The organism is candidate division KSB1 bacterium (assembly GCA_022566355.1).
In the GTDB taxonomy this organism is placed as follows: Bacteria; Zhuqueibacterota; JdFR-76; order JdFR-76; family DREG01; genus JADFJB01.
Genome location: JADFJB010000056.1, coordinates 1 through 21,221 on the forward strand (window position 1 = coordinate 1; position 21,221 = coordinate 21,221).

Consider the following 21,221-nt stretch of genomic DNA (forward strand, 5'->3'; position numbering starts at 1 on the left):
GTGCAGCGCCTGGCAAACTATTGGATTTGATCGATCTGTATAAACAACAAATGGCAGCAATCCATCAAACGGATGATGAAGCGCCATTCTGGATGCGCCATTCCCAGGGCGACCAGTGGGATCTCATGTTGATAGCGCCGATTGGAAGTTACCCCGAGTATTACAAAGCTAGTCGAATCGAAAAACGAAACCAGGTAGATCATTCCATAAATTTTGCAGAAAAGCAAAAACAAATTGTCGCATGGCAAGAGGATCTATTCGTTTACGGAGCGGATTTATCTGAAGTAAAAAACGCTTTCTCAAAATCATCCTATTTTCATGTCGAGGTTTTTCAGGCACTGCCGGGTAAGCACGCAGAACTGTTGCAGCAGCGCGAAATGGAGAATATCTATTTAGAAACTCTCAATCGTCCTCAAAACTTAATATTCGTTCGAGACCAGGGCGCCGGTTGGGATTTGTTTACGCTTGGGTTTTATCGTGACATCAAACACTTTGCGGAAAGTGCGGATATCCCTGCAGATCAGGAAGATGCTGCTGCAAAAAAGGCCGGTTTCGAAGCAGCTAACCGGATCGGTACGTATTTACGAACCCTGATTAACAGGCACCAGGATACCCTTGCCGGGGCTGTTAATTGACGTGAATTCGACATCAGCATATTCATGGTTCAACTCCGCTCACCATGACTATAATTTGCTGCCGGAATTAACAATCAAAGAACAGGAAAGTGAATGATGAATTCAAACGATGTAAAAAACAAACATCAAGAATACTGGAAAAAGAACCTGCAATACCTGGGCATCCTGTTGGGGATTTGGTTTGTTGTATCTTACGGCTTCGGGATTTTAATTGTCGATGAGCTGGATCGATTTAGATTTGGTGGTTTTAAACTGGGATTTTGGTTCGCACAACAGGGCGCTATTTATGTATTTGTGGTGTTAATTTTCGTTTATGTATTTTTAATGAACCGGTTGGATAAAAAATACGATTTTGATGAAAAGGAAATAAAATAAGAATGACAGTTCAAGCATGGACCTTTGTTATGGTCGGGTTATCATTTACACTTTACATAGGTGTGGCAATTTGGTCAAGAGCTAAATCCACCGGTGATTTTTATATCGCCGGCAGCCAGGTTCATCCGGTTATGAATGGCATGGCTACAGCAGCGGATTGGATGAGCGCTGCATCATTTATATCCATGGCCGGGCTTATTTCGTTTATGGGAAGAGACGGCGCCGTTTACCTTATGGGCTGGACCGGAGGCTATGTTCTCCTTGCATTGTTATTGGCGCCATACCTGCGGAAATTCGGTAAATACACGGTGCCGGATTTTGTCGGTGACCGTTACTATTCACAGACAGCCCGCTTTGTTGCAATTGTCTGTGCTATTTTTATTTCTTTTACTTATGTATCCGGCCAGATGCGCGGGGTCGGAATTGTCTTTTCAAGATTTTTGGATGTAGACATCACAAACGGCGTTTTAATAGGCATGGGAATCGTTTTCTTTTATGCCGTTCTCGGCGGCATGAAAGGGATTACTTACACCCAGGTTGCGCAATATTGTGTGTTAATTTTTGCATATTTGGTGCCGGCTATTTTCATTTCGATATTAATGACCGGAAATATTATTCCACAGGTTGGATTTGGCGATACCCTGTCTGATGGCTCAGGAGTATTCCTGCTGGATAAGTTGGATGGTTTGAGTCAGCAGCTTGGCTTCCATGCATATACGGAAGGCCGAAAAGAGACGATGGATATATTTTGTATAACAGCAGCATTGATGGCTGGTACTGCCGGGCTTCCCCATGTCATCGTGAGATTTTACACTGTCCCCAAAGTGGCGGCTGCCCGAATTTCTGCCGGCTGGGCTTTATTGTTTATTGCGCTTCTTTACACGACTGCACCCGCAGTGGCATCGTTTGCAAGAACAAATTTATTAACAACGATTTCAAATAAACCCTATCAAGATGTGCCGACCTGGTTTAAGAACTGGGAAAACACCGGGCTGATTCAATTCGAAGATAAAAATAACGATGGCATCATTCAATATGTGGGGCCAAATTCTGATATTGAAAATGAACTGACAATCGATCGTGACATTATAGTCCTGGCAAATCCTGAAATTGCCAATCTCCCTAACTGGGTTGTCGGTCTGGTGGCTGCCGGTGGTTTAGCAGCGGCGTTATCGACAGCAGCTGGTTTGCTGCTGGTTATTTCCACATCTATAGCCCATGATTTACTCAAAAAAGGAATTAGACCGGGCATTAGTGAAAGAGCAGAATTAATTACAGCCCGAATTGCCGCCGGTTTGGCAGTTTGTGTAGCTGGCTATTTTGGCATTCACCCCCTGGGGTTTGTCTCAGAGGTAGTTGCTTTTGCATTCGGCCTGGCGGCTGCCTCATTCTTCCCGGCGATTATCATGGGAATTTTTTCAAAAAGAATAAATAAATACGGGGCGATCCTGGGAATGATAGTTGGGATTACCTTTACGGCTACATATATTATTTACTTTAAGTTTACCCACCCTGAATTGAATTCGTCTGAACATTGGTGGTTTGGAATTTCTCCCGAGGGTATTGGAATTATCGGAATGATCTTAAATTTTTTGGTAGCAAGTTTTGTCTCACTATCAACTCATGAACCGCCAAAAGATATTCAAGAAATGGTTGAAAGAATTCGTGTTCCAAGAGGAACCGGAGAGAGTCATGAAATTTCTGTCTGAATGTTAATTTGAGATTGAATATGATGAAAAACAGTTATTTGAATTTTTTGAATAAATGAATCCTCTACAAGGATTTAAAAAACTGACGCGATCCCATATTTACAATAATAAAACCTCTACAAGGTTATTGATGATTAATGTATTACTTAACTTGGATAATCCATGAATCAGCTTTTAAGCTTAAAGTTTTCTAATTGTTATCCCTCCGTGCCGGATGACTGTGATATGGTTTATGAATTGATCAGGCTAACTTATTAGAAATGAACTACACCCGGATTTGAGTCATCCCTGCTGAGAGCTACTTATGAAAATGGAGAATATCAGAAAAATATCGTAGATGTTTAATTATTGTAGGTTCAATGTTATTCTCAAAAGCACGATCCGCCAGATGGCGGATCGATAAAAAGACGGAGCATATTACAATATAAAAAAAGATGATTTATTAATTACAGGATACTATTCTTTGTTACTTTGTAACTTTGTAACTTTGTCACTCTGTCACTTTAAAAATACCAGGAGTTAATCATGACCAATTTTCAACCATTCGTGATGGAACGGATGATGTCCAAATGGGAAAATGAAGTTGATTATAATTTATCCGAAAGTGGAGTACATCCGATTTCTCTGCGGGAGTTGCTGCAAGATTCCGGAGAAATTGACAAACTTCTGGATGTGGAATTTGGCTATGCCCAGGCAAATGGCATTCCGGAATTGAGGGAAAATATTGCAGCATTGTATCCCGGCGCTGGTCCTGATAATATTTTAGTGACGGTAGGCTGTATCGAGGCAAATTATAACGCCATTCAAACCCTTCTTTCTCCAGGTGATGAAATGGTGATTATGTTACCTAATTATATGCAAATCTGGGGCGCTGCAAAAAATGTCGATATCCAGGTAAAAGGATTTCATTTAGATCCTGATAATGGCTGGTCGCCTGATCTCGAACAATTGAACCAGGCCGTTTCCGAAAACACCAAATTGATCTCAATATGCAATCCCAATAATCCGACCGGTTATATTTTAACGGAAAAGGAAATGGATGCCATTGTAGCCGTTGCAGATCGGGTAGGGGCGTGGATTCTTGCTGATGAAGTGTATCGTGGCGCGGAGCGTGTTAACGAAACCGAAACCCTCTCTTTTTGGGGTCGTTATGACAAAGTTCTGGCAACCAACAGTATGAGCAAAGCATATGGATTGCCTGGGTTGAGAATCGGATGGGTCGTAGGTCCTGTAGAAGTTGTCGATGAAATATGGGCCAGGCATGAATACACAACGCTCAGTGCAACCACATTATCCAATCGCTTGGCAGCTTTTGCCCTTTCTCCTTCTGTCCGCTCTCGAATTATGCAAAGAACCCGTGGTTACATTCGTCGCGGCTTTCCAATATTAGAAGAGTGGATGAACAGCAACGGCGATTCTTTCTCGCTTATTTCCCACCAGGCTGCGGCTATGGCATTTATTCGCTATAATTTGAATATTAATTCCACCAAACTGGTTGAAAGATTATTTCATGAAAAAAAGATTCTAATCGTTCCCGGGGATCATTTTGGTTTGGATAATTTTATACGAATCAGTTTCGGACTAGAACCGGATTATTTGCGGGCTGGTTTGAACAGGATCGGTGAGTTAGTCAAAGAATTGAGAGAGAGTTGAGAGTTTACCTGGTTAAAACCATTATTATGAATCATGTTTTATTGGACTTTATTCACTTGGTCGGGCTGATACTTGATGCTGGATACTTGATGTTAGATATCCAGAATCCAGCATCCAGAATCTAGTATCATTATGGAACAAAACAAACAAATTGATATCGGAAACTACGCGCATATTCGTAGTGCAGAAGGCGCCAGGACACTTCCGAATAAATATTATGTTTCCGAAGATATTTACAATCTAGAAAATGAACAAATTTTCCAAAGTCGATGGCTCTATGTCTGCCGGGAATCTAAGCTTAGGAATCCTGGTAACTACTTTTTATTTGAAATAGAAAAAGAGAGTATCATCATTTTGCGTGACCGGCGGAAAAAAGTACGGGCGTTTTATAATGTCTGTCGACATCGGGGTACCAGGTTGTGCACAGAGCCAGAAGGGGAGTTTAGTAAATCGATCCAATGTCCTTACCATGCCTGGACTTATGGATTGGATGGAAAATTGATCGGTGCTCCTAATATGCATGAGATTGAGAATTTCAATAAAAAGGATTACCCCCTTCATCGGGTTGCGCTGGAGATTTGGGAAGGATGTATTTTTATCAATTTATCGGATAATCCCCAGCCGTTTCGAAAAGCTTTTGCCCCGATTTACAAAAAATTTAAAAGGTGGCAACTATCTAAGTTGGAAATTGACCACAGTTTGCTTTATGAAGTGAATGCCAACTGGAAACTCATTTTACAAAATTATTCCGAATGCTACCATTGCCCAACTCTGCATCCCCAACTAAACCGGTTAACAAATTTTCGGGATAGTGCAAATGACCTGGAAGAAGGCCCATTTCTTGGCGGTCCAATGCGGATGATAAAAAGTGGTGGCAGCATGACCATGAGTGGCAATCGCTGTGCAATGCCCCTAAGTGGTGTTTCCGGGGAAGATCTGAATAGGGTTTATTATTATGTGATTTTTCCTAACATGCTGCTCAGTTTGCAGCCGGATTATGTTTTAATCCACCGCATTTTACCTCTAGGGACAAGTAAATCCACAGTTATTTGTGATTGGTTATTTCATCCCGACGCCATGACTGACTCCAAATTCAATCCCAGTGATGCGATTGAATTTTGGAATATGACCAACAAACAAGATTGGGAAGTTTGTGAGTCGGCCCAAAAAGGGATTGCCTCCAAAGTCTATATACCCGGTCCATATTCTGAATTCGAAAGCATGATCGCTGCTCTCGATCGGGAATATCTAAAGGCATTAGATAATTGAGTCTACTCTAAAACCGATTCAATCGCTTTTCTAATAATAAATGAACCATAAAAACAAATACTTGTGAGAGCGATGGAATCGGTATTTCACCTTTTAGAATGAACTCATAATTAATACAAAATTGTAATTGATATTCTTGCTTAGTAAAGATGTATTTTCAATACTATGTCTGAAAATCTATCAAATCCCGAATTAGTTAAGCTCATCAAAACTGTCTTTCACCCTTTAAGTACAGAAGACAAGAATCTGGCAATTCTGGTGGATTTACCGGATTCCAAAAATCCTGACAACGAAAAATGGCAAATGCGGCGTCAAATTGCTTATGATTGGTGGAAAATGCTGGAAGCAGCAAAGCATGAACTGGTTTTGGATAACGTATCAGTAATCTGTTTTAGAAATACCGGCCGCCAAAATGCTGATCTACCGGAAAAGGGTGTGATCGTTCGATATCCTCCGAACGAATGGGATTTGGAAAAGCTGCAAGCCAAGGAGCCATTTGTCGATCTTCAGGGACTATTGTCGCAGCAAAACATCATTCTCGCTCCGACTGAATTTTCAGCAACAGCCCCTTTGAAATTCCTCGCCAAAAAAGTTGGCTTCCGTGCAGCTACTATGGGTGGATTTTCTCTGGAGATGATCCCGGCTCTCCGACTCGATTGGAATGAAGTAGCCAGACGTGTACATATCGTGAAAGAAATGCTTGATGAAGCAAATTCTGCGGAAATTACATTTTTAGTCGATGATTCTCGTATTTATTCGCTGTTCCTGGATTTACGTTTTCGCAAGGCGCATGCAAGTACGGGTTTACTACCTATTTCCGGCACAGCATTTAACCTGCCCAGCGGGGAAAGTTACATCGTTCCGTACGAGGGTGAGTTAGAGGAGCCCAGCCTGTCTGAAGGAGTCATGCCGATCCAATTTGGGAATGAGATTGTGTGCTATAAGATTGCAGGCAACCGGGCAGTTGAAATTCTATCACATGGTCCGCAATCAATTAAAGAGGCGAAAAAATTAGAGGAGGAGCCAGCCAGTGGAAATATTGCTGAATTAGGTATTGGCGTATTGCGTGATTTCGGGATTAAACCCATCGGTGAAACTTTGCTGGATGAAAAATTGGGACTACATATTGCGTTTGGCCGCTCCGATCATTTTGGTGGAGCTGTCGGCGCTGAACAGTATAATGATCCTGCCAATATGGAGCATTTCGATTGGATATATATTCCGGAAATGCAGCCTGGAATACAGGTGAAATCCATTCAGTTGAAATCAGAAACGCAGGACTCGGTTATTTTAACAAATGGTGAATTTACTGTTTTTTGATGGTTAGATGTCATTGCGAGGAGTGCCGTCCGGACGGCACGACGAAGAAATCTCATTCTTTTTCCTGAGGAGATCGCTTCTCCCGGCCAGCCGGGATCGCGATGTCAACTGGCTTTCACCTTTAAGATAAATTGTTAACTCACTTCACAGCTTCTTCAAAATCAAATGTGAGCTGACCACTTTGGGGGATTTTTTCCTCCTTCATTTTATCAACATGCTCCAGGTTTGAAACGCCAACGCCAAGAAGTCTGACCGGTCGTTCATTAGCTTCGGTATTTTGCAAGAGTGAAAAAGCGACAGTATCCAGTGTGGATTTATCGCTCACGTAATCTTCTAAAGTGCTGCTCCTGGTAATCTTTTGAAAATCAGAAAAAGTAATTTTTAGGGTTATCGTTCTTCCCCGGAAGTTTCGTTTTTTCAAGAATTTAGAAACCCTGTCGGTCAATTTGCCGATTTCCCATTTCATTTCTTCAAGATCCGTTAGATCCATGGAAAAAGTATCTTCACTGCTCACAGATTTGCGTATCCTGTGAGGTTCTACTTTTCGGTCATCGATGCCATTGGCTATCTTAAAGAACCATTTGCCGGCTTTGCCAAATGTCGCAATCAATTCCTCTTCTGTCCGATTTTGTAGATCTGTCAGTTTATAAATTTGCATCCGGTGCATTCTTGCTTCGGTCTGTTTGCCAATCCCCGGGACTTTTCGTATAGGAAGATTTTTAAGGAAACTCTGAACGCGATCCGGGTGAATGACGGTTAAGCCATTGGGTTTATTCATGTCCGATGCAATCTTGGCAAGAAATTTATTGGGTGCAACTCCAGCCGATGCAGTAAGCTCGGTTGTTTCGAATATTTTCTGTTTAATCTGTATGGCAACGTCCTTCGCATAACGAAGTCCTTTTTTATTATACGTCACATCCAGGTAAGCTTCGTCGAGACTGGCTGATTCAACCAGGTCTGTAAATTCACGAAATATCAACATGATTTGTGCAGATACATCACTATATACATTAAAGCGGGGGCGAACAAAAATTGCATGGGGACAAAGACGCCCTGCTTGTGAACTGGGCATAGCTGAACCAATTCCATATTCCCGTGCTTCATAACTGGCTGTAGCTACCACACCGCGACTGTTAGGCGGTCCGCCGACCACAATGGGTTTTCCCCGGTATTCCGGATGGTCACGCTGTTCGATGGCGGCGAAGAAAGCATCCATATCGATATGAATAATCTTTCGTATTTTTTGCATAATAAAAATATATTAAGTTATGCCGGATTTTCTCCAAATAATTGATTCGGATTTTTGTGGTTTGGTAAATTTTGAATGACTAATCTGAAGAAATAACAAATCACATAAAGAAAAATGGATACAAATAAATTAAATCTTTCCCGACACGGTTGCCATTTTACTATGGCTGGATTAATTTAGCTATTGCGGCCCTGGCTATGGTTGCTACATTGCCTGCCAGGACTTTTGGTTTAGGTTTGATTACCGAACCACTCCTGCATAATTTAGCAATTGACCGCGTGTTTTATGGGAAAATGAATTTTTGGGCGACTATGATCGGTTCTACCTTTGCTTTGGTCTGTGGCCCCGCTGTTGACCGATTTGGAGTGCGAACCATTTCAACTTCAGTATTGTTTTGCCTGGGAGTTACGGTATTAGTATTTAGTTCTGTTACAGGTGCAGCCATGCTTATCGTTTTGCTCATTCTTGTGCGAGGATTCGGACAAAGCGCTCTTTCTGCAGTCAGTTTAACCATTGTCGGAAAATGGTTTGTGCAGCGTTTAAGCAAAGCCATGGGAATTTTTTCGGTGATCATCGGTATTGGATTTGTTGCAGCCATAGTCATTGTAGAGACTTCGGTACTACAAACTGGCTGGCGAAACACATGGTTTATGATTGGGTGGTCGCTAATAGCCGTTTCGGTGTTAGGCTGGCTTTTAGTACGGCGAAGTCCTGAATCCTGTGGTCTCGAACCGGATCAAGCGATCAACCGTGAAGATGAAACTCCTGATAAAAATACAATGCCTGGTTTTTCATTGTCCGGAGCGTTAAAGACAATGGCATTTTGGGTATTTGCAATTGGAAGTGCGTTGTATAATTTGATTATAGCAGGGGTGTTGCTTTTTAATCAATCAATTTTACAAGAATTGGGTTTTGATGAAATCGTATTCCGCAATGCAATGGCAGGCTTTGTCCTGGTCGGATTAGCGGGAAATTTATTGGCAGGATGGCTTGCACAAAAGTGGTCATTGGGGAAATTAATGGCTGTTGCAATGATTAGCTTAACCCTGTGTCTGGCAACATATCCAATTTTAGATAAAGAGTGGAAGGTCATTCTGCATGCAATGATGTTGGGATTATCAGGAGGAGTGGTAACGGTTGTTTTTTTTACTTCCTTTGGGAAACTTTTTGGCAGGCCGCATTTGGGTAAAATTCAAGGGGTGGCACAAGTTCTGGCCGTTTTAGCTTCTGCATGCGGTCCGTGGCTGCTTGCCGAGGTGTACACCCGAACCGGATCTTATAATCCGGCATTTTTCGGCTTTGTCCCGGTTGTTGTCGTCATCTCGATTTTAGCGCTGGTCATGCGTATTCCAAAGCCGGAATCAGCCAAAAGTTGATAATAATTCATGCCAAAAACTCCTTGCTCTTTTTAGTACAAATGACTATATTTTTACCTGGATTTCTGCATATTCTGAAACGCTTAACGGAACCAGATTTTGAGAACAATAAAAATAAATGCAGTACTTTTTAAGCATTATATGTAAATTATCCTGTCCACTTTGTATGTTTAGTTCCATTATCAACAACCCATTGAAAACAAATGTCTACAAATAAAATACAAGCTATTATCTGGGATTATGACGGAACGCTGGTTGATACCGGGCGTGGGAATTTGAATGTAACTAAAAAAATAGTGGAGAATGTTTCCGGAGTCAATCCAAATAAATTTTTTGCATTGCAAAATTTGGAGAATTATTATTCTGTCAATAAGGTTTCGAAAAATTGGCGGGAATTATATAAACATGAATTTGATTTTAATGATGAACAAACGGACAAAGCGGGAAAATTATGGACGGAATTCCAATTAAACGATAATACTCCGGCTATTTTTTTCGATGGTATTCAAGCAGTCATCTTTGATTTGGCAAAGTATAAACAGGGGATAGTCTCGCAGAACTCCAAAGAAAAGATTATAAGCATATTAAAAAAAGATGAGCTGGATCCTTATTTTGAGTCAATTATTGGATATGAAGAAGTTGATCTGTTGAAGCAAAAACCGGATCCGGCAGGACTTGTGAAATGTATTGATAATTTGACCGGATTGTTACCAGGTACAGTAGTTTTTATTGGTGATCATGAAACTGACTTTCAATGTGCAGTTAATACCAACCAGGTTTTTAAATCTGAAAAAATAGATGTAAAAGTAATGAGTATCGGCGTCCGTTTTAACTTCAATTCCAATGATTCGGAGTGGAGTGTCTTGCCGGATTTTCGTGTAGAAAGAGCGAAAGATATTGTTGAAATCGTTAAAAGTTTCTATTAAAGTTGGGTTTTAAGAAAAAGTTTCCTAAAGATAAATGGAGCAAAAAACTAAGGAAGAAAATTTGACAAATTACAATCCAAATTTCATTATTAATCCTTATCGGGTAATCTTATTTCCATTTTTTATTTTGCATAAACTCAGGTTTTTCATTCGAGGGAGAGACACATTCTTTTAGCTGGTCAGTGGGGTGCTTGATCATTTAAAAAAATCATAGATTAATAATTAATGAGGTAACCTATTGTATTGTAAAAGACTAACTCTTAGGAGGAGGACAATTCGAATGAATACTATACCAGTAAGTTTTCAAAAAAATTTGCAAATAGTGCTTATGCATTTTTTCATTATATTATTTGCGAGTAGCGCTCTATTTGCACAGGGTGTTACAAAATCTGCTATCAACGGCATTGTAACAGACAACAATGGCGATCCGTTACCGGGTACCAATGTGGTTGCTGTGCATGTATCCACGAATACGCAATACGGTGCATCGGTCAGGTCTGGAGGAACCTATAACATTCCACATATGAGGGTTGGCGGACCCTACACGGTTACAGCTTCTTTTATCGGATATAGGACTCAAAAAGAGGAAAATATCTTTCTCAGTTTGGGACAAACTGTGCGGATCGATTTTAAACTCGAAGAAGAATCATTGATGCTGCAAGCGGTCCAAGTGGTTGCTGAAGAGGATGAGGTGATGAACAGCAGTAGAACCGGTGCTGCAACTTTTATCGATCAGGAACAGGTAGTTCTGCTTCCTTCAATCAAACGAAGCACCAGGGATCTCATTAGATTGGACCCGCGCAGTGATGGTAATTATAGTTTTGGCGGCAGAAACTGGCTGTATAATAACATATCACTAGATGGCTCCTATTTTAATAATCCATTTGGTTTGGACGATCCCGCGCCCGGTGGTCAAACCAACGCAGAGCCGGTCCCTTTCGAATCCATCGAACAGGTCCAGGTTTCCGTTGCCCCGTTTGACGTACGCCAAAGTGGTTTTACAGGCGCCAACATCAACTCGGTGACCAAAAGTGGAACCAACGAATTTAAAGGGTCGGTTTATAGCTTTCTTAGAAACGAGAGCTTGATTGGTAATAAAGTTAGTGGGAATGAAGTTATAGCAAAGCCGGATTTGTCGTTTAACCAATCCGGCTTTACATTTAGTGGTCCATTGGTTCGAGATAAACTGTTCTTCTTTGTGAATGGCGAAATTGAGCGGCGACATGATCCGGGGTCTAACTTTGTTGCCAACCAGGGTGGACCGGTAGATTTTGGTGAATCCAGGGTTGATGCAGCTACTATGGATCGAATCAGATCTGTAATGCAGACCGTTTATAATTATGATACAGGTCCATATGAAGGGTTTGTCCACGAAACCAATAATGATAAATTGCTCCTTAAATTGGATTGGAACATCAACGATAATCATAACTTGAGCTTTCGCTATAGTTATTTGAATGCGGTGCGTGACCTGCCACCCCACCCATTTGTTTTAAGTTTTAATAATACCGGTCGCGGACCAAATGCGAGTAGTTTGCCGTTCCAAAATTCAGGGTATGCGATAAATAATGAATTGAATTCTTTTGCCCTCGAAATCGATAGTCGATCCAAGAATTTCGCGAATAAATTTTTTGCCAGCTACAATCGGTTCCGGGATTTTCGAGAACCATTCAGTGTGGATTTCCCGACTATCGATATTGGAGAAAGCGGTGTTCAATATACTACCGTAGGTCACGAACCGTTCTCGATTCACAATATATTGGATCAGGATGTTTTACAGATTACTAATAACTTAAGCTATTTTTCCGGTAATCATGTTTTTACTTTTGGCGTAAGCCTTGAAGTTTTCAAATTTTTCAATTCCTTCAATATTTTCCGTCATGGTGTATTCTTTCTACCGGATTTTTTGGATTTCTTAGGTGCTACCACGTTCTCATCATTGGATGATTTTTTTGCCAGGACTGATCCTAATGGCAGCAATTTCTATGACTTTAATTCAATTATCGGTTCTGGGCCATTTAAGGGAGAAGAAATTGATGTTGGCCAACTTTCCTTTTATGTGCAAGATGAGTATGTAGTATCGGATAATTTAAGTATCACTTATGGTCTGCGAGCAGATTTTCCGATGTATTTGACCGACCCGGTTGATAATCCTTTCTCGCGTGGCTTAACTGCCTTAGATGAAAATGATAATGCCGAAACAATCGATCAAAGTCGCCTTCCGGGGGCTGATCCTCTGTTTTCACCCCGGGTTGGATTTAATTGGGATATAACAGGTGATAGATCCACACAATTACGCGGTGGAACGGGTATCTTTACAGGGCGTGTACCTTTTGTCTGGATTGGCAACGTGATTTCAAATCCCGGTAATAATCCAAATTTATTTGCAGTTGGCGATGATCCGGATGGCGTTCCGGATGATCATAAAACCAGTGATGATTCTATCCTGCAACAATCATTTGATGTAAATGCAATGAACCCAGAATTTAAGTGGCCGCAAGTTTGGAATACTAATATTGCCATCGATCATAAATTGCCCTGGGATGTTTTGGGAACCCTGGAAGTTCTATATGGCAAAGATATCAATGGTATCTTCATGCGTAATGCTGATCTGGTCGCCCCGGTCCGAACACTATCAGACGGTAGACCTTACTTTGGTGGAATTGGCGCCAATGAATTGAATTCCTTTTTCCCAGGCTCCGGAGAGGGTATCTATGTCATTGATAATACGGATGAAGGATACAATTTTAACGTAACAGTACAGTTACGCAAGAATTTTGATTCCGGGTTAAAAACAACTTTATCCTATAGTTTTACAGAAGCTAAGAGTCTGTTGAAATCAACCGAAATCGCGAGTGTGCTATGGCAGAATCAACCGGTTCAGGGTGATCCAAATAAACCAAAACTCAGCTACTCTGAATTTGGTAACCGCCATCGTATCGTAGGTGCAGCTACATTTAGCAAAACCTGGTCAAGCAGCATGGCTACGCATTTTGGATTATTTCTGGAAATAGCCGAAGGTAACCGGTTTGCCGGCGCCGGTGGTAATCGATATTCGTTTATCTATTCCGGCGATGTTAATGGCGACGGCTATGGCGGCAACGACCTGATTTATATTCCACAAAGTGCAAGCGAAATAAATTTCGCAGCTTATGCGGATGGTAGCGGAAATCTGGTCTCGGAAGCGGAACAGTGGACGCGATTGAATGCTTTCATTGAACAAGATGCTTACCTGAGTAAACATCGAGGTCAAATTGCAGATCGTTTTGGTGGTGTAAATCCCTGGTTTAGCAATATAGATTTACGAGTCCTTCAAGATTTTAATCTGAACGTTGGCGGTCAATCCCATACTTTTCAGTTGAGTATCGATTTGCAGAATGTGGGTAATTTTATTAACTCAGACTGGGGTGTGCGTCAAGTTGCCAGTGTCGCCGCAACCTCACCACTAACTTTAGTAGAATTCAATAAAACCGGAGAGCCCGTATTCAATTTTACAGGGCCAGCCGAGACTTATATCGATGATCCCAATCAATTTTCAAGATGGCGAGCACAGGTTGGTCTCAAGTATTTCTTTTGATGAATAAGGTAAAGAAGTGTAAGATGCTTGGTTTACTATTCCGGATGGAAGTAGCTGAGTATCATTAACCATTTTCAATGAATCATACCAGCGGCCTGGCGAAATTGTCAGGCCGCTGTTTTATTTTATTTAATTATTTAGATTTTATGCCGGAATATCCAGACATAACAATTTACATCGAACGTCTCAAAGCGATTGTCCTGGGACAACCCATTGAGAATATCAGATTCGCCAATCCGTTTTTCCTGCACAGTGTGGACCCGCAAATTGATTCGATAAAGAATGAAAGAGTCCAGGGGTTCGAGCGAATTGGTAAACGCATTGTGTTTGTTTTTCCAAATGAGTATTTTCTTGTGCTACATTTAATGATCGCAGGTCGATTGTTTTGGAAACAGAAAGGATTCAAAATTCCTCCAAAACGAGGATTGGCTGCATTGGATTTTGCAAATGGTTCGCTGCTGATTACGGAAGCTGGTACAAAGAAACGTGCATCGATGTACCTGGCGAAAGGTTTGGCTCATCTTGAGTACTTTGATGCCGGTGGTTTGGAAATATTCACTGCATCATTCGATAATTTTCACAATAGGTTACAGGCGGAAAATCATACGCTTAAGCGAGCCCTTACAGATCCAAGGTTATTTAGCGGAATTGGTAATGCCTACTCGGATGAAATTCTTCATTGTGCAAAATTATCGCCGGTTCTTCAAACAAAGCGGATGTCTTTGCAGCAGATCAAACTACTTCACGAAGCTACCATTAGTACTCTCGAAAAATGGACAAAAATATTACGGGATGAGGCAGGAGATAGATTCCCGGAAAATGTGACAGCCTTTAGAAAAGATATGGCCGTTCATGGCAAATTTGGCAAACCTTGTCCTGTTTGCGGCAAGCAAATTCAGCGTATACGCTTTGCCAGTAACGAGACTAATTATTGTCCAAATTGCCAGACTGAAGGGAAACTATTGGCGGACCGGTCGTTATCCCGTTTGTTGAAAAAAGATTGGCCACGCACCATTGAAGAGCTTGAAGAAAGCAAACATAAGAAGATATGAGTAGAATTTTCATTGTAAGGAATTGGAATTATTTCAAAAACTTCTCCGATCCCATTCCCCAATCTTTATGATATTCCCAACCGGGTTGTTGGGAGAGGATGGTACGGAGGTCCATCCGCAGCTCTTCAACTGTAGGACGCCCCACATACCACCAGCCATTATAAATTTTATAGATGGTACGATCTCCATTCAAGATAAAAGTGGTGGGAATGAACACAGGGCCATGCCGATGCTCACTCTCATCAGCAATATCCAGCTCTTGTAAATGCTTACCTTCCTGATCACTTAAGAAGGGCCAGAGGGCTCCAACCCCATTCCGCATCTCAATACTCTCCAGACGAGGTTCTGTGGTGACGGTCAGCAGTTTACAATAGTTCACTGACAGTTCGGGTTGAAAGTCTGTTGCATAATTGAACAATTGACGGCGATCTTTGGGACAATAGTTGCCTCGATTGAAAGTAATAACCGTGGGCATTCCTTCCATAAACTCACTCAAGGTCACCATCTCTTTTTTGGTGTCCGGTAAACTGAAATCCGGGAATAGGCTACCTGGCTGTAAATCGTTTCTCATTATCTCCTCACATTAATTAGTGATTGACCGAAAACTCATCAAAATAAGACGACATTTGCCATTCAGGGGAATCTATTTAAAAAACAGCATCTTCCAGATCATTAACTGTTTGATCGCATTGCGTGGAAGTCATGCCTGGGATATTAAAAATCGCGACGATTGCATTATCTGATGACATAAAATTTCCCTTTTTTAGTGTGAATTAATTCGTTGATTTCCAGAACAGTGAGGGACTAACACACGAAACAATAATTCATAGAATCAAAACTTAATCCAAACCCTTCGGCTTCTCGGTCCGTCAAATTCACAAAAGAAAATTGCCTGCCATGTGCCTAATTGCAATTTTCCATTTTGAATTAAAACCGAAACGGACGAACCCATCATACTGGCTTTGATGTGGGCGGCCGAATTCCCTTCAAGATGTCGATAGTTATCCTTGAAGGGCACGATTTTGTTTAGTTCTTGTGTCATATCAGAAACAACATCAGGATCTGCGCCTTCATTAATAGTGATCCCGGCTGTTGTGTGAGGAACAAAAATATGGCATATCTCTTCTTTTATATTGTTCTCGTCGATTAAACTTTGTATTTGAGAAGTGATTTTTACAAATTCTACCTGTTGGTTAGTATTTACCTGAATTTCTTTAAGCAACTAAATCCCTTTATTTTAAATAGGTTCATGAATTTAAAATGTACCCGTTATCCTTTACGTCTACCAACAATTGGCAAATAAATGAAATAGATAGTTAAAGTCAATGGAATTGTAAAAGTTGTTATTAAAATATTTCACATTATGAAAAAAACCAACCTAATAATTGGTTATTCTACTTTGCAAAAATATATTCTATTCATTAAAAGACATAATCGTGTTCTTAATAAGAATTGAATGGAGGCAGATAAAAATGGCGAATTCTATTCGGGTTATCCAATACGGACTTGGACCCATTGGCTGTGCTACGGCGCAATATATAATCGAACACCGGGGCTTGGAACTCGTTGGTGGTGTGGATATCGATTCGAACAAAATCGAACGAGATATTGGGCATGTTATTGGCATTACAAAAACTTTGGGATTGTCGATCAAAAAAACCATTGGTGAGGTTCTTGCAGACACCACTGCAGATGTTGTTATGCAAACAACCAACTCTTATTTTGATTTATTCAAAACTCAGATTATTGATATTTTAGAAGCTGGGTTAGATATCGTATCTACTTCAGAAGAGCTTTCTTTTCCGTGGATTGCCAATAAAAAAAACGGTGAAGAGATCGATGCTGTGGCTAAACGAGTTGGAAAGACTGTCCTGGGTACCGGTGTTAATCCTGGTTTTTTGATGGATGCACTTCCTTTGAATCTCACTTCAATTTGCCAGCAAGTAGACCATATTTCAGCAACACGAAATGTTAACGCATCAGAGCGGAGGGGACCTTTCCAGAAAAAAATTGGTTCTGGGATGAGTGTGGATGAATTTATGGATAAAATGGACGAAGGACGCATGGGTCATGTAGGTTTACCGGAATCCGTCGGGATGATATTTGATACTTTTGGAAAAAACCTGAAAAATTACGAAGCCAGTGTCGAACCGGTCGTTGCTGAAAAGTTAACCAAAACCGATTTTTTTGAAGTCGAACCAGGAAAAGTAAAAGGATTGAAGCAGGTTGCGCGAGGGTACACGGAAGATGAAGAATTCGTTAAGCTAACCTTTATTGCTGCCCTTGATTATGACCATGGTGGCGATGTTATCAAAATAACCGGCAAGCCCAATCTGGAAGTCAATTTAAAAGGCACGAATGGCGACATTGCAACGGCAGCGATTGCAGTGAATGCAATCAAAAGAGTGCATCCGGCGGCGCCCGGCCTGGTAACGATGCGGGATTTACCCATTGTCCATGCGGGTTAGTTAAGCGACATGCACCATTCAGGTTTGGATTAATACTACCCGGAGGAAACATCTGCATAATGAGATTAACCACTTCGGATTTCTGCATGAACCGGATAGCTTTCGCTGGCGGATTGCGCTCCTGATCATCCGGATCAGGATACTCTTATAATCACTTACGACATTGATATGATCCAGTTGATAGGCACAAAGGCACATAGGCACAAAGTGATAAGTGAAAAGTGAAAAGAAGAAAGTAACAAATATAGATCAAGTAACAAAGTGGTGCGTGAAAATGAGTTGGGAAACCGTTAATACGGTTAGATTCTTTTAGGATTTACTTCTTCCCACGAATGAATTTGTGGGCTCACTTTTAACTAAACCTAGAAGCCCACAACTTTAGTTGTGGGTGTTAATGAATTCTATAATGAGGTAACCATTTCAATGGTTTTTCTCATTTTCGTTTGAAAATCTTATCGGTTTTCCTAAGTGGCAACCCTTACACGCCGGTTAAGAAGACCAGCGCTGATAAAAACAAGTACCCCAAGAACTTGTAACCAAATCAAAGCGCCGCCAGATTTAGTAAGTACCAAAACTAACGCGGTTACTAGCAAAACGATCCTCATCCATAACACTACCTTGGTAAACCAGAAGCCAGTTATTGCAGCGGCAAGGGCAACAATGCCTGTAAGTGTAATGAGGATATTTATCATTATAGGTATGAATTCAGCGGCGCTGCCGTCTGCCGATAATAGCAATAATTCGGGCCGTAAAACAAAAGCGTAGGGGAGGGCAAAGCCAATTAGTGCGAAACGGAAAGCAGCAAAAACACTTGGCATGATACGTGAGCCTGCTATCGCTGCTGCGGTGTATGCCGCCAAAGCTACAGGCGGAGTAACCATAGACATCATACCAAAATAAAAAATGAAGAGGTGAGCGGCAAGAGGGACAATTCCTAAATCGCTCAATATGGGACCGACTAAAGTTGCCATCAACAAGTAGCACACTGCGGATGGCAAACCCATTCCCAGGATGATAGTAGAGACCATGAGTAGAATAAGAGCCAGGATCAAATTATCCTGGGCTAAAGGCAATATGACTCCGGGTAGTTTGGCGCCAATGCCGGTCAAAGTTACAACGCCGAGGATTACACCGACACATGATGCGGCAGCAATCAATGAAATCCCTCCGTGGGCGGCATTTTGCAGGGAAGACAGAACTCCACGGATGCCAATACGCGTTTCTTTATGGAAGAAACTCAGAATCAGAACAAGTATTAAACTTAAACTTACTGCCCGAAATGGCGTGTATCCAATGACTAAAAATAAGATGAGTGTAGTAAAGGCAGCAAAAAATAGAACTCCCTTGAAATTATTTAGCGGTTGGGTTTCTTTTTGTTCTGTGACACCAGAAGATGCGCCAATCTTTTTGGCCTGAAAATGTACGATTAGCAAGAGAGCAGTGTAATACAGCAGGGCGGGGATCAATGCCGCTTTGATGATCTGCAGATAAGTAACAGGCGGCTCGATGAGCTCGAGCATCATATATGCGCCGGCGCCCATAATGGGCGGCATCAATGCACCCCCGGAACTTGCAGCGGCTTCCACTCCGGCTGCAGTCTCCGGTTTGAAGCCCGAACTTTTCATCATAGGAATCGTGAATGTCCCGGTGGTTGCAGTGTTGGCTACAGCGCTTCCGGATAGAGAACCCATTATTCCGCTGCTGATCACGGCAACTTTAGCAGGTCCCCCGACGCTTTTCCGAAACAGGTTGCGGGTAAATTGAATGATGAAACCAGTTGCCCCGGTTTTTTCTAAAAATGCACCGAATAAAACAAACAGAAATACATAAGTAAACATCACTTTCAAAGCAATCCCAAAAACTCCCTGGCTGTGCAAAAAGGTTTGGCTGACAATGCGCTCCCAGGAATAGCCCCGATGTGGAAACAACCAATCCGGCATGGCGGAACCGAAAGCAGCGTACATGATGAATACGAAAGATAAAAGGGGTAGAGTTATGCCAATCGCCCGCCGTGTCCCTTCCAAGACCAGGAGAAGACCCAGAAGTCCCATGACATAATCCATTGTTTGTTCAATCCCCGCACGGTTGCCAAGCTGCTGATTATCAATCCAGAACAATTTGAATATCGGTTCCGATTGGATGAAAATATAACCAAAAGAAATGACCACAGCGCCGACGAAAATGATATCCAATACCTGGAATACAAATTTATTTTCTTGTTGTTTACTAATCGGATATTTCAGGTATACCAAAATCAATCCCAGCATCGCAAATATTGCCAGCTGAGATTGTGGAGAAAGTTGAGGATAATTTACCTCAACCAATATAAATATGCTGAGTACAACAGCAAGAGCATTAAAGGAAGATTTTTTAAAGCGCTGAAGACGGTCGATCATTGTGAAAGGTTTTGGTCGGGCCAAATGCCGATTTCTTTGTAATAACGAATTGCGCCGGTATGGAATGGCGTGCCGGTATCCTTTATTACATTCTTAGGATTGATCGCTTTGCCGGCTGGGTGTCTCTTTACGACTTCAGCACGATTCTCATAGATGATCTTAGTGAAATTATAAACTGTTTCCTCAGAAACGGCATCCGAAGTGATCAAATGCATTGAACCCACATTCATACCTTGATAATCCTGGTCCTGGCCACGGTAGGTTCCGGCAGGTATTATGGCCGGAAAGAAAAAAGGATAGTTGTCATATAGGTCTTTTTTCGCATTTTCCTCAAATGGAATAAAATAAATATTCTGGGAAGCACAGGCCTGGGTAATAGAGGCTGTCGGTATCGCTCCGCCCAAGAATGCCGCAACCGCCGCTCCATCTGCCAGCATGTCTACCGAACCAGCTTGTGTGTTGTTCAACGGGCTGAAATCTTCATATGCAACCCCGTGTGCCTTCAAAATAGGCTTCAAAAAATAATCGAATCCCGCCCCGGCAGGACCAACAACAACTCGTTTACCTTTAAGGTCGGATATGTTTTTTACGTCTGAAGATTTGGATGTAATAAAAAGTGCGATATTAGGCGCTAATGTCATTACAGTCCGAATGGGGTATTCCTTTTCCCATGCTCCTTCACCGCGTACTGCAAAATAAGAAATAGCTGCATTGGCAAGAGCAAACTCCAATTCACCGCTAGCCAAACGTCGAATATTTTCCTGGGTGCCTTTGGTCGCTTCCGCCGTAATTTGCCATTGTAGCTCACCTGAATTTGTAGTGGCTACGTCGGCGATAGCACCACCAACCACAAAAAACGCACCACCGGGAGGCGCTGTGCCTACACTCAGAAAACGGCTCTCTTTGCCACCCTTTTCGGATGTACATGCGACTAAAAATAATAGCGAAAAAATGAAAAAAATACCTATCCAAAAGAGTTTATTATCGACTTTCTTTGAACCCAAACAACTCATGAAGCCTCCATTTAGTATTAAACAATTACAATCAAAAAATTTCAGAAGTAATGGAATATAAATAAAGCATTCTTTCTATACAATTATTTAAGTATATTTCAGCTGTGAAGTGCAAATATTGTGATAAATTTTATAAATGAATTTGATTGTAGAACAATATGGGAAATGTCATTTGATTTTCAATGTCAGTTAGGTAAATTCGA

General features: G+C 41.5%; 16 protein-coding genes. 11 read left to right on the forward strand and 5 right to left on the reverse strand.

The annotated features are described in order from the left end of the window. From IIC38_11225 to IIC38_11250, 6 genes are all read left to right on the forward strand, one after another. Positions 1 to 635, forward strand: a 635-nt coding sequence (locus tag IIC38_11225; GenBank protein ID MCH8126520.1) for a hypothetical protein, incomplete at its 5' end; no start/stop codon positions are given. Positions 636 to 731: 96 nt separating this feature from the next. Continuing rightward, positions 732 to 1,010 (forward strand): DUF4212 domain-containing protein, encoded by a 279-nt coding sequence (locus IIC38_11230; protein MCH8126521.1) that lies wholly within the window; start codon positions 732 to 734, stop codon positions 1,008 to 1,010. Positions 1,011 to 1,012: 2 nt separating this feature from the next. After that, a complete protein-coding gene (locus IIC38_11235; GenBank protein MCH8126522.1) occupies positions 1,013 to 2,719 on the forward strand; it encodes a cation acetate symporter in 1,707 nt (568 codons plus the stop codon). Between the two features lie 525 nt (positions 2,720 to 3,244). Then, a complete protein-coding gene (locus IIC38_11240) occupies positions 3,245 to 4,372 on the forward strand; it encodes an aminotransferase class I/II-fold pyridoxal phosphate-dependent enzyme (GenBank protein ID MCH8126523.1) in 1,128 nt (375 codons plus the stop codon). A 132-nt stretch (positions 4,373 to 4,504) separates the two neighbouring features. Next, on the forward strand, positions 4,505 to 5,641 hold the full coding sequence (locus IIC38_11245) for an aromatic ring-hydroxylating dioxygenase subunit alpha (GenBank protein ID MCH8126524.1): 1,137 nt from the start codon (positions 4,505 to 4,507) through the stop codon (positions 5,639 to 5,641). A gap of 165 nt (positions 5,642 to 5,806) precedes the next feature. Next, positions 5,807 to 6,961, forward strand: coding sequence for a hypothetical protein (locus IIC38_11250; protein MCH8126525.1), 1,155 nt, complete (start codon positions 5,807 to 5,809; stop codon positions 6,959 to 6,961). Positions 6,962 to 7,100: 139 nt separating this feature from the next. Here IIC38_11250 and dinB read toward each other — a convergent pair whose 3' ends face one another. Then, the gene (gene dinB / locus IIC38_11255; GenBank protein ID MCH8126526.1) at positions 7,101 to 8,210 is read right to left on the reverse strand and encodes a DNA polymerase IV; all 1,110 of its coding nucleotides are present in this window, start codon (positions 8,208 to 8,210) and stop codon (positions 7,101 to 7,103) included. 149 nt (positions 8,211 to 8,359) lie between these two features. Here dinB and IIC38_11260 point away from each other — a divergent pair, with 149 nt between their 5' ends. From IIC38_11260 to IIC38_11275, 4 genes are all read left to right on the forward strand, one after another. After that, positions 8,360 to 9,586: an MFS transporter gene (locus tag IIC38_11260; GenBank protein MCH8126527.1), complete on the forward strand. Its 1,227-nt coding sequence runs from the start codon at positions 8,360 to 8,362 to the stop codon at positions 9,584 to 9,586. Between the two features lie 203 nt (positions 9,587 to 9,789). After that, positions 9,790 to 10,512, forward strand: a complete 723-nt coding sequence (locus IIC38_11265) for an HAD family hydrolase (GenBank protein ID MCH8126528.1) — start codon at positions 9,790 to 9,792, stop codon at positions 10,510 to 10,512. A 280-nt stretch (positions 10,513 to 10,792) separates the two neighbouring features. Beyond that, on the forward strand, positions 10,793 to 14,089 hold the full coding sequence (locus IIC38_11270) for a TonB-dependent receptor (protein ID MCH8126529.1): 3,297 nt from the start codon (positions 10,793 to 10,795) through the stop codon (positions 14,087 to 14,089). Between the two features lie 146 nt (positions 14,090 to 14,235). Further along, positions 14,236 to 15,141, forward strand: a complete 906-nt coding sequence (locus IIC38_11275) for a formamidopyrimidine-DNA glycosylase (GenBank protein MCH8126530.1) — start codon at positions 14,236 to 14,238, stop codon at positions 15,139 to 15,141. A 28-nt stretch (positions 15,142 to 15,169) separates the two neighbouring features. Here the strand turns inward: IIC38_11275 and IIC38_11280 are convergent, their stop codons facing one another. Further along, the gene (locus tag IIC38_11280) at positions 15,170 to 15,712 is read right to left on the reverse strand and encodes a redoxin domain-containing protein (GenBank protein MCH8126531.1); all 543 of its coding nucleotides are present in this window, start codon (positions 15,710 to 15,712) and stop codon (positions 15,170 to 15,172) included. A gap of 261 nt (positions 15,713 to 15,973) precedes the next feature. Beyond that, on the reverse strand, positions 15,974 to 16,363 hold the full coding sequence (locus IIC38_11285) for a YjbQ family protein (protein MCH8126532.1): 390 nt from the start codon (positions 16,361 to 16,363) through the stop codon (positions 15,974 to 15,976). A gap of 250 nt (positions 16,364 to 16,613) precedes the next feature. On the opposite strand from IIC38_11285, the gene IIC38_11290 reads away from it, so the two are divergent. After that, positions 16,614 to 17,609, forward strand: coding sequence for a dihydrodipicolinate reductase (locus IIC38_11290; GenBank protein ID MCH8126533.1), 996 nt, complete (start codon positions 16,614 to 16,616; stop codon positions 17,607 to 17,609). Positions 17,610 to 18,073: 464 nt separating this feature from the next. Here IIC38_11290 and IIC38_11295 read toward each other — a convergent pair whose 3' ends face one another. Together IIC38_11295 and IIC38_11300 are read right to left on the reverse strand one after the other, a co-directional pair. Further along, positions 18,074 to 20,029, reverse strand: coding sequence for a TRAP transporter fused permease subunit (locus tag IIC38_11295; GenBank protein MCH8126534.1), 1,956 nt, complete (start codon positions 20,027 to 20,029; stop codon positions 18,074 to 18,076). Further along, positions 20,002 to 21,018, reverse strand: coding sequence for a TAXI family TRAP transporter solute-binding subunit (locus IIC38_11300; protein ID MCH8126535.1), 1,017 nt, complete (start codon positions 21,016 to 21,018; stop codon positions 20,002 to 20,004). The genes IIC38_11295 and IIC38_11300 overlap by 28 nt, the downstream gene beginning before the upstream one ends. Positions 21,019 to 21,221 lie beyond the last annotated feature (203 nt).

Excerpts from the sequence above, each read along its gene's own strand:
- IIC38_11230 (MCH8126521.1), top strand. The coding sequence starts at position 732 with ATGAATTCAAACGATGTAAAAAACAAACATCAAGAATACTGGAAAAAG.
- IIC38_11235 (MCH8126522.1), top strand. The coding sequence starts at position 1,013 with ATGACAGTTCAAGCATGGACCTTTGTTATGGTCGGGTTATCATTTACA.
- IIC38_11240 (MCH8126523.1), top strand. The coding sequence starts at position 3,245 with ATGACCAATTTTCAACCATTCGTGATGGAACGGATGATGTCCAAATGG.
- IIC38_11245 (MCH8126524.1), top strand. The coding sequence starts at position 4,505 with ATGGAACAAAACAAACAAATTGATATCGGAAACTACGCGCATATTCGT.
- IIC38_11250 (MCH8126525.1), top strand. The coding sequence starts at position 5,807 with ATGTCTGAAAATCTATCAAATCCCGAATTAGTTAAGCTCATCAAAACT.
- dinB (MCH8126526.1), bottom strand. The coding sequence starts at position 8,210 with ATGCAAAAAATACGAAAGATTATTCATATCGATATGGATGCTTTCTTC.
- IIC38_11265 (MCH8126528.1), top strand. The coding sequence starts at position 9,790 with ATGTCTACAAATAAAATACAAGCTATTATCTGGGATTATGACGGAACG.
- IIC38_11270 (MCH8126529.1), top strand. The coding sequence starts at position 10,793 with ATGAATACTATACCAGTAAGTTTTCAAAAAAATTTGCAAATAGTGCTT.
- IIC38_11275 (MCH8126530.1), top strand. The coding sequence starts at position 14,236 with ATGCCGGAATATCCAGACATAACAATTTACATCGAACGTCTCAAAGCG.
- IIC38_11280 (MCH8126531.1), bottom strand. The coding sequence starts at position 15,712 with ATGAGAAACGATTTACAGCCAGGTAGCCTATTCCCGGATTTCAGTTTA.
- IIC38_11290 (MCH8126533.1), top strand. The coding sequence starts at position 16,614 with ATGGCGAATTCTATTCGGGTTATCCAATACGGACTTGGACCCATTGGC.
- IIC38_11300 (MCH8126535.1), bottom strand. The coding sequence starts at position 21,018 with ATGAGTTGTTTGGGTTCAAAGAAAGTCGATAATAAACTCTTTTGGATA.